The 15542-nt window shown below is 44.6% G+C and carries 12 protein-coding genes; 10 read left to right on the top strand and 2 right to left on the bottom strand.

The window, feature by feature from the left end:
• The first annotated feature begins 240 nt into the window (after nucleotides 1-240).
• The 6 genes from ACNQO6_RS16600 (at nucleotide 241) to ACNQO6_RS16575 (ending at nucleotide 5043) form a co-directional block, all read left to right on the top strand.
• Nucleotides 241-1128: an MlaA family lipoprotein gene (locus ACNQO6_RS16600; protein ID WP_440209696.1), complete on the top strand. Its 888-nt coding sequence runs from the start codon at nucleotides 241-243 to the stop codon at nucleotides 1126-1128.
• Nucleotides 1129-1258: 130 nt separating this feature from the next.
• Nucleotides 1259-2227: an RsbU family protein phosphatase GigA gene (gene gigA / locus ACNQO6_RS16595; RefSeq protein WP_032871171.1), complete on the top strand. Its 969-nt coding sequence runs from the start codon at nucleotides 1259-1261 to the stop codon at nucleotides 2225-2227.
• Between the two features lie 102 nt (nucleotides 2228-2329).
• A complete protein-coding gene (gigB, locus tag ACNQO6_RS16590) occupies nucleotides 2330-2851 on the top strand; it encodes an anti-anti-sigma factor GigB (RefSeq protein WP_004774748.1) in 522 nt (173 codons plus the stop codon).
• Between the two features lie 28 nt (nucleotides 2852-2879).
• Nucleotides 2880-3704 carry a carbon-nitrogen hydrolase family protein gene (locus ACNQO6_RS16585; RefSeq protein WP_440209695.1) on the top strand — a complete coding sequence of 275 codons (825 nt, stop codon included), beginning with the start codon at nucleotides 2880-2882 and terminating at the stop codon, nucleotides 3702-3704.
• A 210-nt stretch (nucleotides 3705-3914) separates the two neighbouring features.
• Nucleotides 3915-4277 carry a DUF4951 domain-containing protein gene (locus ACNQO6_RS16580; protein ID WP_343578865.1) on the top strand — a complete coding sequence of 121 codons (363 nt, stop codon included), beginning with the start codon at nucleotides 3915-3917 and terminating at the stop codon, nucleotides 4275-4277.
• A gap of 331 nt (nucleotides 4278-4608) precedes the next feature.
• Nucleotides 4609-5043, top strand: a complete 435-nt coding sequence (locus ACNQO6_RS16575; protein ID WP_440209694.1) for an organic hydroperoxide resistance protein — start codon at nucleotides 4609-4611, stop codon at nucleotides 5041-5043.
• Nucleotides 5044-5107: 64 nt separating this feature from the next.
• On the opposite strand, the gene gspE is transcribed toward ACNQO6_RS16575, so the two are convergent.
• The gene (gene gspE / locus ACNQO6_RS16570) at nucleotides 5108-6598 is read right to left on the bottom strand and encodes a type II secretion system ATPase GspE (protein ID WP_440209693.1); all 1491 of its coding nucleotides are present in this window, start codon (nucleotides 6596-6598) and stop codon (nucleotides 5108-5110) included.
• A 93-nt stretch (nucleotides 6599-6691) separates the two neighbouring features.
• On the opposite strand from gspE, the gene ACNQO6_RS16565 reads away from it, so the two are divergent.
• Together ACNQO6_RS16565 and ACNQO6_RS16560 are read left to right on the top strand one after the other, a co-directional pair.
• Nucleotides 6692-7513, top strand: a complete 822-nt coding sequence (locus tag ACNQO6_RS16565; RefSeq protein ID WP_005283463.1) for a hypothetical protein — start codon at nucleotides 6692-6694, stop codon at nucleotides 7511-7513.
• Nucleotides 7514-7522: 9 nt separating this feature from the next.
• Nucleotides 7523-8440: a mechanosensitive ion channel family protein gene (locus tag ACNQO6_RS16560; RefSeq protein ID WP_005228801.1), complete on the top strand. Its 918-nt coding sequence runs from the start codon at nucleotides 7523-7525 to the stop codon at nucleotides 8438-8440.
• Here ACNQO6_RS16560 and ACNQO6_RS16555 read toward each other — a convergent pair whose 3' ends face one another.
• Entirely contained in the window at nucleotides 8441-11302 is a 2862-nt protein-coding gene (locus tag ACNQO6_RS16555; protein WP_440209692.1) for a DUF2339 domain-containing protein, read from the bottom strand.
• Between the two features lie 188 nt (nucleotides 11303-11490).
• Between ACNQO6_RS16555 and polA the strand changes: the two genes are divergently transcribed.
• Together polA and ACNQO6_RS16545 are read left to right on the top strand one after the other, a co-directional pair.
• A complete protein-coding gene (polA, locus tag ACNQO6_RS16550) occupies nucleotides 11491-14256 on the top strand; it encodes a DNA polymerase I (RefSeq protein ID WP_440209691.1) in 2766 nt (921 codons plus the stop codon).
• 127 nt (nucleotides 14257-14383) lie between these two features.
• The gene (locus ACNQO6_RS16545) at nucleotides 14384-15511 is read left to right on the top strand and encodes an acyltransferase family protein (RefSeq protein WP_440209690.1); all 1128 of its coding nucleotides are present in this window, start codon (nucleotides 14384-14386) and stop codon (nucleotides 15509-15511) included.
• Nucleotides 15512-15542: the final 31 nt, after the last annotated feature.

Raw genomic sequence — 15542 nt, 5'->3', positions numbered from 1 at the left:
ACCGCCGATGGATGTGCATTCTACAGCATTTCAGATCAGTTGCAACACCCTTTTCAATCTTTTTTATTCGAGTGTATATTTTTAGATCAAAATTACATTTTTTCTTATATTTTTCGACCGAATTTGTTTTAATACCATAAGAACAATTAAACTGTACTCTCGATATCCATGTTTTGCGTTAAGTGACGCAATCATTTTAATGACTGTATTATTTCGCTCTCACAGCGATTAAGGACTTATATGCATTACTCGAATTTTATCTTGCTTGGGTTGTTAACTGCTGGAGCGTGTTCATCAGTGGCTGCGCAAGAGACGCCCAATGAGTCTGCTGCTCAAACTGCGACATCACAAGCACAGGTTACCCCTGAGCAAAAGGTTACTACCATTCAAGCTATAAAAGACTTAAAGCATCTCACCAAGAATGATTTAAAAGTAAATGCCAATGCTGCACAACCGGATGCAGTAAAAGATCCTTTACAGCCATTGAATCGTCAGATTTACGCATTTAATGACATGTTAGACCGTAACTTGTTAAAGCCCGTTGCGATTCAATATGTAGCTAAAGTTCCTGAACCTGTACGTAGCCCCTATCGTCAGTTCCGTAAAAACCTGGGTGAGCCATGGAATGCGGTTAACCAGCTGATTCAAGGCCGCCCTACCCGAGCAGCAAAAACTTTGGGTCGTTTTACGCTAAATACGTTAACCACTTTAGGTTTTGCTGATCCTGCGCGTCGCTTAGGCCTAGATACAGAAGAAGAAAGCTTTGGCGTGACGCTGGGTTATTATGGTGTACCTTCTGGTCCGTACGTAATGTTACCTTTCTTTGGCCCAAGTACTTTCCGTGATGGCTTTGGCTTGGCAGCAGACAGTTTTGGACGTCCACAAAAATATTTACTGGATGATCAGGAAGGTATTTACTGGTCTACCAATCTCTTGCAAGCCGTTGATGCGCGCTCACAAATTCTGGATATTGAAGAAAGCCTCAAAGGTGATAAATATTCCATGATCCGTGACTTCTACTTACAACGTAAAGCTTTCCAGATCTCAGAAAAACGTGGCGACTCGGATGATATCTCTTTTGTTGGTGATGCTGATGATGTTGATGACTCATCTTCTGACGAAAAATGATCATATTAAAATAATGTTTTACAAACTTATGTATTGTTAGAGAATTTAAACTCTGGCAATACTATGTTATAGGTCATCTTTCATCTATGATGAATCAAAAATGATCATACAAAGGATTGACTATTCATCTATGTATTTCATTCAACCCACACGTGCCATACCCTGTTTAGATCAAGCTTTAACCGAGTTACCAAGTTTGCAGATCATTCAAGTTGATGATCTGGATTTGTATGATCAAACCATTATTGCGATTGCCGACGTACAAGATTTTTTAAAATATCAATGGAAGTTACCTACCGTGGTGCTTGCCTTTGAACACGAAGGTGCAGCGCTGGCGCAGGCATGGGAACTTGGTGCTTTGGCAGGCTGGATTTGGGATAGTTTACCTAAAAATCCAATCCATTCCTTATTCAAGATCGACGCGCAATATAAGCGTAATCAGGATAGCCGTGACTTACCTTCGGCAGCCGAATTACAGAAACGTTTGTTGCCCAACCCGATTGAGCTTCCGAACTACCAGTTTGAATCTTTCTTTCAGCCTTCGGCTTACCTTTCGGGCGACTGGTATGATTACTGGCGTTTGAATGATGAAGAAGTACTATTCTATTTAGCTGATGTGTCAGGCCATGGCGTCACTAGCAGTTTATTAACCTCGTGGATGGCCGCCTTTCATGGACGCTCAAAAACGCCAGGACAACTGATTCAGAAACTCAATGCCATGTTGGTGCAAGAAAATATTGAAAAGCACATCACCATGGTTGCTGGTATTTTAAATCTGGCGACCCATGAAGTACGCTGGTCAAGTGCAGGACACTACCCGCCTCCGATCATTTTTGAACCTAACCAGCCTCCTCAAATTTTAACCACGAGCAGCTTTCCTCTAGGGCTCACGGAAGAACTGGAAGTTGAGGAACATCGCTGTGTATTAAGCCCTCAGGCACGGTTCATTGTGTGTTCGGATGGTGCGCTTGAACCTTTCGATGGTGGCCTGAATGATCAGTTTAATCAACTGGTCGAACACCTGCAAAATGATGCCTTTAAAGCACCGGATCATGTCGCGGATGACATTGCCATACTCAGCCTTCGCCGAATGAATTAATTTAAATATCATAAGCTTAACCAAATCCAGGCATCCACCCACTTGTGTCTGGAATATCACTATGGGATAATTTTATATCCTTTCTCTGAAAATGGCATTTATATGTCAACAGGTCATGTTGAATATGCAAGTTTGAACGGAACGCATATTTTCAAGCTTATTGGCGAAGTGCGTGCTCACTCTTGTATAAGTCTAGACAAACTGCTCAACCGAATTGAACAACAGCAAAATGTTGTTGGTGCAATCGTTGACTTAACTGAAACCACGTTTATTGACAGTACCGTTTTAGGCATTCTGGCAAAACTAGGTTTAAAGCTAAAGCAAGTTCATCAGATCCAAGCAGTCATGCTGTCAACAAATCCGGATATTACGACCTTAGCCAACAGTATGGGGCTTGGGCAGGTATTTGTGATTTTAAATTACTGCGGCGATCCGAGCGTATGTACTTTGGAGCTGACTGATGAACATGTCACCCATAGTGCCATGCTCAATACCGTGCTCGATGCACATAAAACGTTGATGCGTTTAAACGAAAACAACCAGAATATGTTTGAACCTCTGGTTAAACAATTGCAAAAAGAACAAGATTGCCTCAATCTCGATGCACATAAACAAAACGCTTGATCATTAAACCTGATATCGCGGCGCCTATATGACTTTACTTTCTGTTGCACAAATGAACTCCCAAAATGATATCGAAGCCAATTTCGATATCATTGAATCATTAATTCAACAGAGTAAAGCTCAGGCTACCGAGCTCATCGTTTTTCCTGAAAACTTTGTCTGCTTTGCTGCGGGTAAACAGCGTGAAACTGCGGCCCAATTCGAAAGTATTCAAAAACGACTGGAACAACTGGCACATCGCTATCAGATCTGGATAATTGCAGGCACGCTGCCATGTCCTTTCCGTCCAGATGGGTCAATTATTCAGGATGGTCGGGTTCGAACAGTCAGTTTATGTATCAGTCCTGAAGGTACCGAAGCACGCTACGACAAGATTCACTTGTTTGATGTGCAAGTCAGTGACGCAGTGGGCGGATATCAGGAATCCAAATTCTTTGAACCGGGTGATCAGGTGGTTGTAGCCAAAACACCTTTTGGTAACATCGGTCTGATGGTCTGCTATGACTTGCGCTTTCCTGAACTGGCTTTAACCCTGCGCCAGCAAGGTGCCAATATGTTAACCGCCCCTGCTGCATTTACCTATACAACGGGTCAAATGCATTGGCAGTTACTACTGCAAGCGCGGGCCATGGATAGCCAATGTTATGTTTTAGGTGCTGCCCAGCAAGGCTGGCATGGTGAAAAACGTCAAACCTGGGGTCACGCCGGGATTACCGATAGTCGCGGGCAGTTACTTCAAATGATCGAGACTGAAGGTCATGGTCTCATCACCAGTACATTTGATCTTGAAGAACAAAATGCTATACGTACTTCTATGCCACTGATGCAACATCGCAAATTAATTAATTATTAAAAATGCCATAATCGCAAGATTTTCAATGACGGTTTTGTACAAAATAACAGCAACAGCACATGTACTGACCGTATTGTTCAATTTTTATCAATGTGGCTTTTCTAGATTCATGATTTAATACAATTTATTTGATCATGATCGAACAAAGTCGAATGATTTTGGGATAGGCATGATGTAACATCATCAACTGATTCTTATTAAGCTTTATTCATGTTTAGATTTATCGCTGCTTTGTTTTTTTTGGGGACCACAGCATCACTTCATGCAACCACAGTTGATGCAAATATTGAGGAAACGGCGACTTCATCAATAATATTATCCACCCCACAGAACTTATCCTTGAATGCGTTTGGTCAATGGATTATTGGCTGGGGAACCGGTGCAGAAGGTGCCCGTCAACGTCTGGATAATATTCAACGTGAAGATGTTGCCGTGATTAAGCAAAAAGGTACCACGCTGGAAATGATCAAAGCCTGGCAGCAACATTTTGAACTTGAAGCACAAAATAATCTTAGTAACCCGACAGCACGTTATCGCGCCCGTCTCATGAAAAAAATTGCCGATCTCTGGTAACAGCTCAATCACCCTATTTTCCAATATAGGCATAAGTCTCGGTACTTATGCTTTTTTGGCCATCCATAAAGCCCGCTCACAGATTCATTTATGATTTCCAGAAGAGCGAATCTTTATTCGTCGACTGATGAGTGCTTATTTTTATTCAAGATAAAGTGGTAAAACTTAAAAATATCCTTGTCTATGAAATACCAAAGCGGCTGCAAGAAATTCTATTCCCCTACAGATCCCGCGACTAAAGATGGCAAGATCAACAACGTTTGCTGACTTGTATTTTAATTTAGTTCCAGTACGATCAAATTGCATTCAATAATATTCAGGGATAATTATCATGTCATTAGAAAAAGTGGTCTATCGTGCAAAAGCAAAAGCAACAGGCGGTCGAGATGGTCGTGCAATCTCTTCTGACGGTGTCTTGGATGTAAAACTCGGCGTACCTAAAGAAATGGGTGGTGCAGGTGGCGAAGTCACCAACCCGGAGCAACTGTTTGCTGCCGGCTATTCAGCCTGTTTCTTGGGAGCAATGAAGTTTGTTGCTAACCGCGATAAGTTCAATATCAGCAAAGATGCCTATGTAGAAGGTGAGGTCGGTATTGGCCCCATTCCAACAGGTTTTGGGATCGAAGTTACTTTAAATGTATATCTGCTCGGTATGGAACAAGCGGAAGCAGAACAACTGGTTGCTGCTGCACATATCGTTTGCCCGTATTCAAATGCAACCCGCAACAATATTGATGTGAATTTTAATATCGTGACTGCTGCATAATTTGATCGACCATAAAAAAACAGCATGCGATCTGCATGCTGTTTTTTTATTTAAAAGCTTAAATTTACTCTTCCGCAGCTTCATTGGTGACACGAAGTACTTCTTCCAATGTGGTTTTACCTGCTAGGACTTTTAATAAACCATCATCACGGATGGATGCAGCATGACGGCGCGCATGATTTTCCAGTTCATACTCAGCCGCATTGCCATGAATCAAACGGCGCATCGACTCATCGACTGGCACGATTTCATAAATAGCCGTTCGACCGCTAAAGCCTACATGTGAACACTTTTCGCAACCCTCCGGTTCAGGCAGTTGCATCGCTTCATCGGCTTTAAGATGCTGAAAAACCTGACGCTCAAAAGCATCTGCCGCTCGCCATGTGACACAATGCGGACATAGAGTACGCACCAGACGTTGGGCAATCACCCCAATTAAAGAACTGGCCAAGAGGAATGGCTCGATCCCCATATCCTTTAAACGAGTTACTGCCCCAATTGCGGTATTGGTATGCAGGGTAGACAGCACCAAGTGACCAGTCAAAGATGCTTGAACTGCAATTTCAGCAGTTTCCAGATCACGAATCTCACCGACCATCACCACATCAGGGTCCTGACGCAACATTGCCTTCAAGGCACGCGCAAAGGTCATGTCCACTTTGGTATTGACCTGCGTCTGTCCAATTCCTTCCAGTTGATATTCAATTGGATCTTCGGCAGTCAGGATATTACGGGTATTGTCATTCAGATCAGATAAGGCCGCATACAAGGTCGTGGTTTTACCCGAACCGGTTGGGCCGGTCACCAGAATAATGCCATGTGGGCGATGGACCAGTTGAGTTAAGCGCTCGTAGTCATTTTTCATCAAGCCCAAATGGGTCATGTTGAGACGCCCCGCCTGCTTGTCCAGCAAACGCATCACCACACGCTCGCCATGTGAAGAAGGTAAGGTCGAAACACGGACATCTACTTCACGTCCAGCCAGACGTAATGAAATACGGCCATCTTGCGGGACTCGCTTTTCGGCAATATCCAGTTTTGCCATGACCTTGATCCGAGATACCAACAGCGGTGCCAGTTCACGACGTGGCTGAACGATCTCACGCAATTGACCATCAACACGCAAACGTACTGACAGTTTTTTCTCAAAGGCTTCGATATGAATATCCGAGGCGCTGACCCGAATCGCTTCTGATAATAAGGCGTTAATTAAGCGCACAATCGGTGCATCATCTTCCTGATCCATCAGGTCTTCAGCTTCAGGTACCTGATCGGCCAGGCTCAATAAATCGGGATGGTCTTCCAGCCCTGCCGCAACCTGTTGCGACTCGCCGGTATCCCCCGCATAACTGGAACTGAGTAAGGCATGAAATTCCTGATCACTACACAATTGATCGTGAGCAGATTTCCCCAGAATTCGACGCGCTTCCTGCAACGCAATACGCGCAGTGTCCTTGCGTCGTACAATAAAAATTTGATCACCTTCATAGCGCAATAAAACGCCATGTCGCTTCGCAAAACTATAAGGAATTTGTATTTGTTTAAGTATTTGCATCACACAAATAATGATAAGAGAAAGTATTGAGTGTACTCTAAGCAGATTACAGCGTGAAGTCTGTTTAGCATACTCACAAAGGAATTTTGCATCTTGTCTCAAAATAATCAATTTGAAGCACCGCCTTCCAATACTTTGAAATGGTGGGGTGAACAACAATTCGAACTTCAACAGGCCAAAGCTTGGCAATTCGGTTCATTGCTCTTTCGTCTGACTCGTGGCATCAAAGAATGGCGTCTGGAATATCATCGCCCTCAATTTCAGTATGACTACGAACAACAATGGCGAATATTGAACGATATTGAATTTGCCATGCCACCCCCAGCAAAAATTGAACGCTACATGTTTCATAAAACCAATAGCACCTTTCATTTAATGCCACGACTAGCTGATCGTTCGGTGGTGATTCGTCCTGTAGATCCGATTTATATTCCAGCGGGTCAGCGCGGAACCTTATATATCAGCACACCGTTGTGGATCGCTGGTCTGGTGGACGGTCTTTCTGAACCGCTTTTTGATATTCCCGTGATTCAACCCAAAGACACCTGGTTTGGTAAAGACCCACAAAATGGTGAGATTTGCTACGCCACTTCAGTCGACGGCCGTATCGATTTGAACCTACTGAAACCCCGTGCTTTCCGAGCCGTGACTCCGATTGAGTTTCACAATACCAGTCATCATCAATTGCGCTTTGACCGTATGAATGTGCCGGTGCCTGCCCTGCCATTATTCTATAGTGAAAGTACAGGACGCTTATGGACCTCGCAAATCAAGGTCTATTACGAAGGAACCGACCATCCGGCACGTATTCGCATCGAAAACAAAACCCCGACTCAGGCAGGTGAAGTCACCTATGTACATCCCCCTCGAGCTCCAGGTAGCACCTTATTCAATATGTTTGATTCATTTTTCTAAGGGGGTGCCATGCCGAATTCAAATATTCCAAAAGACGTTGCTGGTAGCCTGACCAGTGTATTTACCAACATTAATTTTGAGCGTCTCAGCGAAATCGTGGTCGCCATTATTTTATGTTTTATTGGCTTCCTGATTGCGCGACTGGTGTCCAATGCCTTTATCCGCACCATTGGCAGCCGTTTTAATGCCCATCAACGCTTATTATGGCGTCGAGGTATTTTTTACTTTATTTTCTTACTGTTCATCATGACCAGTTTAAGGGAAGCGGGTTTTAAACTCAGTGTCTTTCTCGGTGCAGCGGGGATCTTGACGGTGGCACTCGGTTTCGCCTCTCAGACTTCAGCAACCAACTTGATCAGCGGTTTGTTCCTGATTGGCGAAGGTTCCTTTGAAGTCGGCGATACCATTCAGATTACCTTGATTCGGGGGCAAACCATTGAAGGTGAAGTCATTTCGATTGACTTACTCTCAGTCAAACTTTTGACGCTGGATAATGTTTATATTCGCTTGCCGAACGAACAGCTGATTCGAACGCCGGTGATGAACTTATCCAAATATCCGATACGGCGGATCCCGATTACGCTGGCGATTAACTTCCATGAAGATATCATCAAAGTTCGCCAAGTCTTGTTAGATGTTGCAGCGAAATATCCACTGGTCATGGATGACCCGAAAGCGACAGTGACGGTAACGGCGTTCAGGGAGTCTTCCATTGAGCTGTTATTTGCAGTGTGGTGCCGTCAGGAAAACTCACTCAAAGTCCGCGATGAAATGCAGGAACGGATTCGTAATGGCTTTCTGGAAAATGAGATCGAAATTCCAGTACCGAAGATGGGTCTGATTGATCGGCCTCTACCCTTGGAAAATGATGAAATCGATCAATATGCCAATCAGAAAGAACTAAAAAAAGACCAGAAAGAAAGATAATTAGCTTTCTTTCTCTGTTTCACTTAGCGCAGGTGGCAACGGTGCCAAATAAGCAATCACCAGCATTACCGCACCCGAACCAATAAACGAAATCACACGGGTTAAAGTGCCACTTTGCGATAAGTCCAATAACAGGAGCTTCAACACCACAATGCCCAATAAAGCCGCACCGACAAACCAGATTTGACGAATATGACGGCGACTAGAAAAGGTCATCAGGATAAACGCCAGAATCACCCATAGCAGCGTCAAACTGAGTTGCACATCACCATTCGACCAGATTGCTGTCCCCCAAAATGGCGCCCCCAAATAATGATGCATGGCACGCACCACCACACTACTCAGCACCAATAGCCCAATCAAAATCGTGGTGACTTTAAAACCCCATTCTATCGAACGCTCTGCGCTAAAGTCATGATGATAAATCATCCAGATCAAGCTAAAAAACATCAATAAAGACAGAATATCGGTCAGGTTAAATAGCGGTAGTACATAATATTGCTGCGCAGAATAAGGATCCAGACTGACCAATACCAACCAGAACAGGGTTAAGCACCAGATCGGAACCTGATGCAGCAATTGGGTGTTCTTCGATATAAATTGCCAAAGACTATAAACCGCAGGGACAATCGCAATTGCAACAAGCGGCATGATTGGAAAAATAGCCAATCCAATACTAGCAAGACTAAGCCAGAGCAAAGCCGACCACAGCATGAGCGATGCTTTAGATCTGTGAGAACTCAAGAACATCAGGATCAAGGTCATGGCAATCGACGCTACAGCAAAGCTGAGCTGGTTTAAGCTACTCGACCAATGCCAAACCGAATACACATTTTGAGCAAAACTTTCCGCGTAGAGCAATGCTAATAAGCCAGTCAACAAGATGAGCTGTACACTGCCCCATTGCAATCGAGATTTAAGCTGTACGGCCAGACTAAACAAAGCTAGCAAGATAGCTGCGACCGCGAGATATGGACTCAGCCCATGTTGTTGCCATTGCATCAATTCAACCGCAGCAATCGCTCCAGAATATAAACCAAGTGCTAAAAACACGCCGCTGAGCATGCGCGCACTGAAATATTTTTCGACTTCCTGATAATGCAACAAGTAAAAAGCCGAAATAAATTGCGCTAAAGCAAAAATCGAGGTGCTTAAAATCGGGAAATGATCATTTGACCAGACCTGAAACAGCAGTGCTACCGAACTGAGCAAGACCAGTGCGACGCCCACATAACGACTTAAACGATAACGCTCGGTGACACCCCAAACGATTAATGCCGTGCCCTGAATCACCCAGCCGGTTGAGGTCCAGTGCGCCCCTTTGGCCAGTGGGAAAATTAATGCAACGAATACCACCGCAAGGATAAAAAAGCTTTTGGCTAAAATTGAAAGTTGCGGATACTGGCGTTTAATCCAGAGATTTAAGGCAATGTAAGTCGCGGCAAGTGCAACTGCTCCCCATGTCAGTGCTGAGGTCGAGTTATGCATTAAATAAGCATGCAAGGAAAAGCCCAGCACAGGCACACTAAAGATCAGGCCGACATCCAGAATCGGCTGTAAGCGCTCAGATGACTGATCGGTTGGTTGCTGGTTTTGAGCGCGTAGCATTAACTGGCTATAACGGATACTGAGCCAGATAAATAAAGCGATATGCAACCACAGGATCACATCCAAAGTATCGAACTGCGACGTCTTGGCATACACCCCGATGCTAGAACCACCAATAAACATGGTGGCAAAGAACGCAATCTGATGCAGGATTTTCCAAGGTTGAATAAAATTCAATGCTGCCACTGCCAAGTTAATGACAAAGTAATAGCCAAACAGGAAAATCACATCCGGATGATTTTGTGGAATCACCAACGGTGCAAGATAAGCCATGGTCAAGGCCAACATGGCCAAATACAGGGCGTGTTGCTTTAAACTCAGATAAACCGTCGCTGATAATAAAATCACAAATAAAATACTGGCCGTGGTTAAGCTGGCAATCACGGCAAAATGATGAGAGAAAATCAAGGTCAGGAACACGACTGCCAGCCCGACGCCTTGCAACGCTACAGCAAAGAGCTGATTTTTCTGTTGCAGCCAATACCCCGCCACAGTCGTCGCGATACCGGCACTGGCAATAAAGCCCAGTTTCACACCCAGACTGAGTTGCCAATGTTCGCTGGCAAAACGTAAGAGTAAAACCACACCTACCATGAGTACCGCGACAGCGACACGCAGAATCGGATTGCCGTGTATAATCCAGTCCAGTGCGGGCTGCCACCAACTTGGTGTATTCGGCTTAGTGGCTTGAGTCACTGGCGTCGAAGTCTGCCCACCTGGTGCTGCAACGGATTCAGTTGTTTGCTGCATCCATGCTGGATGCAGCACGGGGTCAAGAGGAATAGAAGAAGCTGTAGTTGTGTGTTCAAGCTGCTGATCCAGCGGAGTTGACTGGGCTTGAGCGGCGCGCTCGACCTGAATCTGATGGTGTTGAATCACATGCTGTTCCAGATGCAATAAACGGGTCTGAAATGCACTGATGGTTTGGATCAGGCACAACAGCAACACCAATAAAGCACCACCCGCCAGCCACATCCAAGTATTCGCATAGGCAAACAGGGCCACCAATGCCGCGCTATAAATCACAATTTTCTGGACACCCATCCCTGTATCTGGCACAAAACCTTTGACGCTTGCTTGTTCAAGTTGTAGCAAACGCTGATGAATCTCAGACAGAATGTGCACAATAACAACGGTCAGCCCGATCGTCGCGGCAATAGCAGTTGCATGCCATTTGAATGCAACCGCACAAGCCAGCAACACCGTCAAAGCAATCAGGACAACGACTATTCCCTGTTTGTCTTTTTTATACATAGACTTATATCAATTATGACAGCTTCATTGCTGGTATCTTACTTGATCACTGCATAAGCAGGTATTTTCACATACAAAATACTGCAAATCTTAAACGACAAATCCAGCCGTACTCATCCACGTTCAGATAAGACAGCCACCGCTTTTTCACGTAAAATACCGACTAATTTATAATTAGGATTTGCGCAATGCCACCTTTTGTCTTGGTTGACGGGTCTTATTTCTTATTTCGTGCTTTTCACGCTTTACCGCCATTAACGACGTCTACTGGCTTACATACCAATGCAATACGTGGTGCAATTTCAGCAATCCAGAAATTGATGCGTCGTACCCAACCGACTCATATGGCAGTGATTTTCGATACGCCGGAACCGACTTTCCGCCATAAGTTATCACCGATCTATAAAGGTGATCGACCAAGCATGCCTGAGGAATTGTCTCAGCAAATTCCTTATCTACATGCATTAATCAGAGCACAGGGTATTCCGTTGTATAGTCTTCCTGGTGCGGAAGCAGATGACATTATTGGTACCCTTACCAAACGTGCGCTTTCGGAAGGTCATCATGTCCTGATTTCGACCGGTGACAAGGACATGGCACAGCTGGTCAATGAACACGTCAAACTGGAAGACAGCTTCAAAGAACGTGTTTTAGATGAAGCGGGGGTTTTCGAGAAATTTGGGGTCCATCCCAACCAGATCATTGATTACCTGACCCTGATGGGTGATGCATCTGACGGCATCATGGGGGTGCCGGGTGTTGGTGCAAAAACAGCGGCCAAGTTGTTAAATGAATACGGCACCTTGAGCAATATCATTGCCAATGCCGATCAGTTGAAAGGCAAAATCAGCCAGAACATTAAAGATAATCTAGACAACATCAAGATTGACCATCAATTGGCAAGTATTGTTTGTGATCTTGATCTGGCTTTAGATTGGCATGACCTGAAACTCACCAATCCAAATGTAGATCAGTTACGTCACCTGTATACCGAGCTTGAATTCCGTAACCAGTTACAGTCGCTGGATCATCCCAACAACCCGAATAGCCCTGCTTATCAACAGGCTGCACAAAGTATTGCCAAAGCGGAACAAAAGACTGAACAGGTGGTGATTGAAGATCATGCCAGTCTGTCGAGTCAGGATGATCAACTGGGTACAGCGACCTACCATACCGTGCTAAGCCAGCAGGATTGGGATGCATTATTGCAACGTATGCAGCAAGCAGATCATTTTGCGATTGATACTGAAACTACCAATCTAGACTACCGCTTTGCTGAGCTGGTCGGGTTCTCGGTCGCCTTTGATGCCAATGATGCATACTATGTTCCGGTTGCCCATGATTATGAAGGGGCACCAGAACAACTGAATCGTGAACAGCTTCTGGCCCAGATCAAACCGATTCTTGAAAATGATCAGGTCAAGAAAATTGGTCATCATCTAAAATATGATGCACATATCTTTGCCAATCACGGTATCACCATTCAAGGCTGGTATTTCGATACCATGCTGGCGTCTTATGTATTGAATGCGGCAGCCACACGACATGGCATGGATGATGTTGCACGTCTTTATCTCAGCCATTTGACTACGACTTTTGAACAGATTGCCGGTAAAGGCGCCAAACAGAAAACCTTTAACCAGATTGAGCTTGAAGTAGCAGCGCATTATGCGGCGGAAGATGCGCATGTTACCTATCGTTTATATGAAGTGCTCGCAGCAAAACTAAAAGCCCATCCTGAACTGGTGAATATTCTACATAACATTGAGATGCCTGTTGCACGCGTGCTCACGGGTATGGAAGAAGATGGGATTAAACTGGATCACGCCTTCCTTGATCAGCTCAGCGTGGAGTTTTCTGAAACCATTCAGACCCTTGAAGCGCAGGCAGCCGAACTGGCAGGTGAAGCCTTTAATGTCGCATCACCAAAACAGGTTGGTGAAGTGCTGTTTGAAAAGCTTGGACTTAAAGGTGGCAAGAAGACGGCAACCGGTCAATACAGCACCAGCGAAAGTATCCTTGAGAAAATTGAACATCCTTTGGCTGAAGTGATCTTGGAACATCGCGGTTTGGCGAAACTCAAAAATACCTATACGGATCGCCTGATTGAGCAGTCGCACGACTCAACCCATCGTGTCCATACCAGCTATCACCAAGCCTTGACCGCGACAGGTCGTTTGTCTTCAACCGATCCAAACCTGCAAAACATTCCAATCCGTACTCCGATTGGTCGTCAGATCCGTAAAGCTTTTATTGCACCTGAAGGTCGCGTGTTACTCGCTGCCGATTATTCGCAAATCGAATTACGTTTGATGGCGCATTTCTCGCAAGATGATGCGTTGGTGCATGCTTTCCAGCAAGGTCAGGACGTACACCGTCGTACCGCTTCCGAAGTACTAGGTATTGATATTGAAGATGTCACTAATGACCAACGCCGTCAGGCCAAAGCGGTCAACTTCGGTCTACTCTATGGGATGTCTGAATTCGGTTTAACCCGTCAGCTTGGCTTTAGCCGTGAAGAATCGCGTAGCTATATCGCGCGTTACTTCCAACGCTACCCAGGCGTACTGGATTATATGGAACGTACCCGCCAGATCGCACGTGAGCAAGGCTTTGTGGAAACCATTTTAGGTCGACGTTTGTATACGCCTGACATTATGGCGAGCAACAAGATGATCAAACAGGCGGCTGAACGTGCAGCAATCAATGCCCCGTTACAAGGCAGTGCGGCAGATATTATTAAGCTGGCCATGATCGCCGTCGATAAAATGCTACCGAAAGATCAGGCCAAACTGTTATTACAGGTCCACGATGAACTTGTGTTTGAAGCAGATGTGGCAATCGCCGATGAGCTTTCCAAACAAATTGCTGAAGTGATGCAATCGGTATTGGAAATTTCAGTGCCATTTGTGGTGGAAGTCGGACAGGGTCTAAACTGGGATGCTGCGCACTAAGCCATCCACACACACGAAAAACAAAATGTTTCTTGCAGACAGGGGATAAACTCCCCTGCGCTACAAGAAAACTTAAAATAAAGAATATCTGATAAAAATTAATTCGTATAGGAGAAAGGAATGCAATATGTCCTTTAATCAAGTCCAATTTAAGCGTTTTCACTCTATTGATTCATTACGCTGTATTTCAATCTTTCTGGTGTTACTGCATCACTTCAATATTCCTTACAAACTGTTTGATACCTCCATCAACTTCCAGATTTTTGGCGAAAACATCACCACGCTTTTAGCCCGCAATGGCAATTATGGCGTCACCATGTTTTTCGTGATCTCGGGCTATCTCATCACCTCCCATACCATCAAGCGTTGGGGAGCATTGCAGCAGATCAATATGCGGGATTTTTATATATCACGATTTGCACGCATCATGCCGACCCTGATTCTGCTGATCTGTGTGGTCAATCTTCTTGGTGCGTTTGAGCTCAAGCCTTTTATGACACAAGCTCCAAACGGCATCGTGGTGGCTCAATCCACCGTCAATCTGGCGGCTCTGACCTTCTGGATGAATCTGCTGATTATCGAAAATGGCTGGGTCAACTATGCGCTTGGCGTGTTATGGTCATTATCTGTGGAAGAAGTCTTTTATTTGCTGTTTCCGCTGACAGCCGTGCTCTTTAAGAGAAAACCCTACTTTCTATTGGTGTGTTTCGCCTTAATTCTATTTGCACCCTATTTTAGATCTTTGCACTATGGTGAAGAAAGTGGCGCATACCTCTATCATTATTTCTCTAGTTTCGACGGGATTGCTTTTGGTTGTATAGCAGCACTACTGGCACCGTACCTGAAACTACAAGCCCACACTTGGTCAGGCCTGAAATATATAGCCATTGTAACCATGTTCATCATCTACTTTTCTGCCCCGATTAAAGAAAACTGTATCTGGGGAATCAGTCTATTTGCACTGGCAACAGCAATCGTCATTCTTGCGAATGTCGCAAATGAGCAAGTTATACAGGTTCAGCGCTTTAAGTGGCTGCAAGAGATTGGTAAGAACAGTTATGAAATTTATTTATTCCATTTAATTATTTTAGGCTTTTTCAAACTGTTTTATACCCCGGCACTGACCGAGGGTAATATTAAACTGGTGTTATTATTGCTCTATCTTATCCTCGCCATTGGATTAGGTGCATTGATTGCGCGCTACTTTTCCAATCCCTTAAATCAGGCCATACGACAACGCTTGATCAAGAAATAAAAAAATGGGCATGACGCCCATTTTTTTATTG

Source organism: Acinetobacter calcoaceticus, from assembly GCF_051947995.1.
Classification (GTDB): domain Bacteria; phylum Pseudomonadota; class Gammaproteobacteria; order Pseudomonadales; family Moraxellaceae; genus Acinetobacter.
The sequence above is the reverse complement of the archived record's forward strand: the minus strand, read 5'-3'. Positions and strand labels throughout refer to the sequence as shown.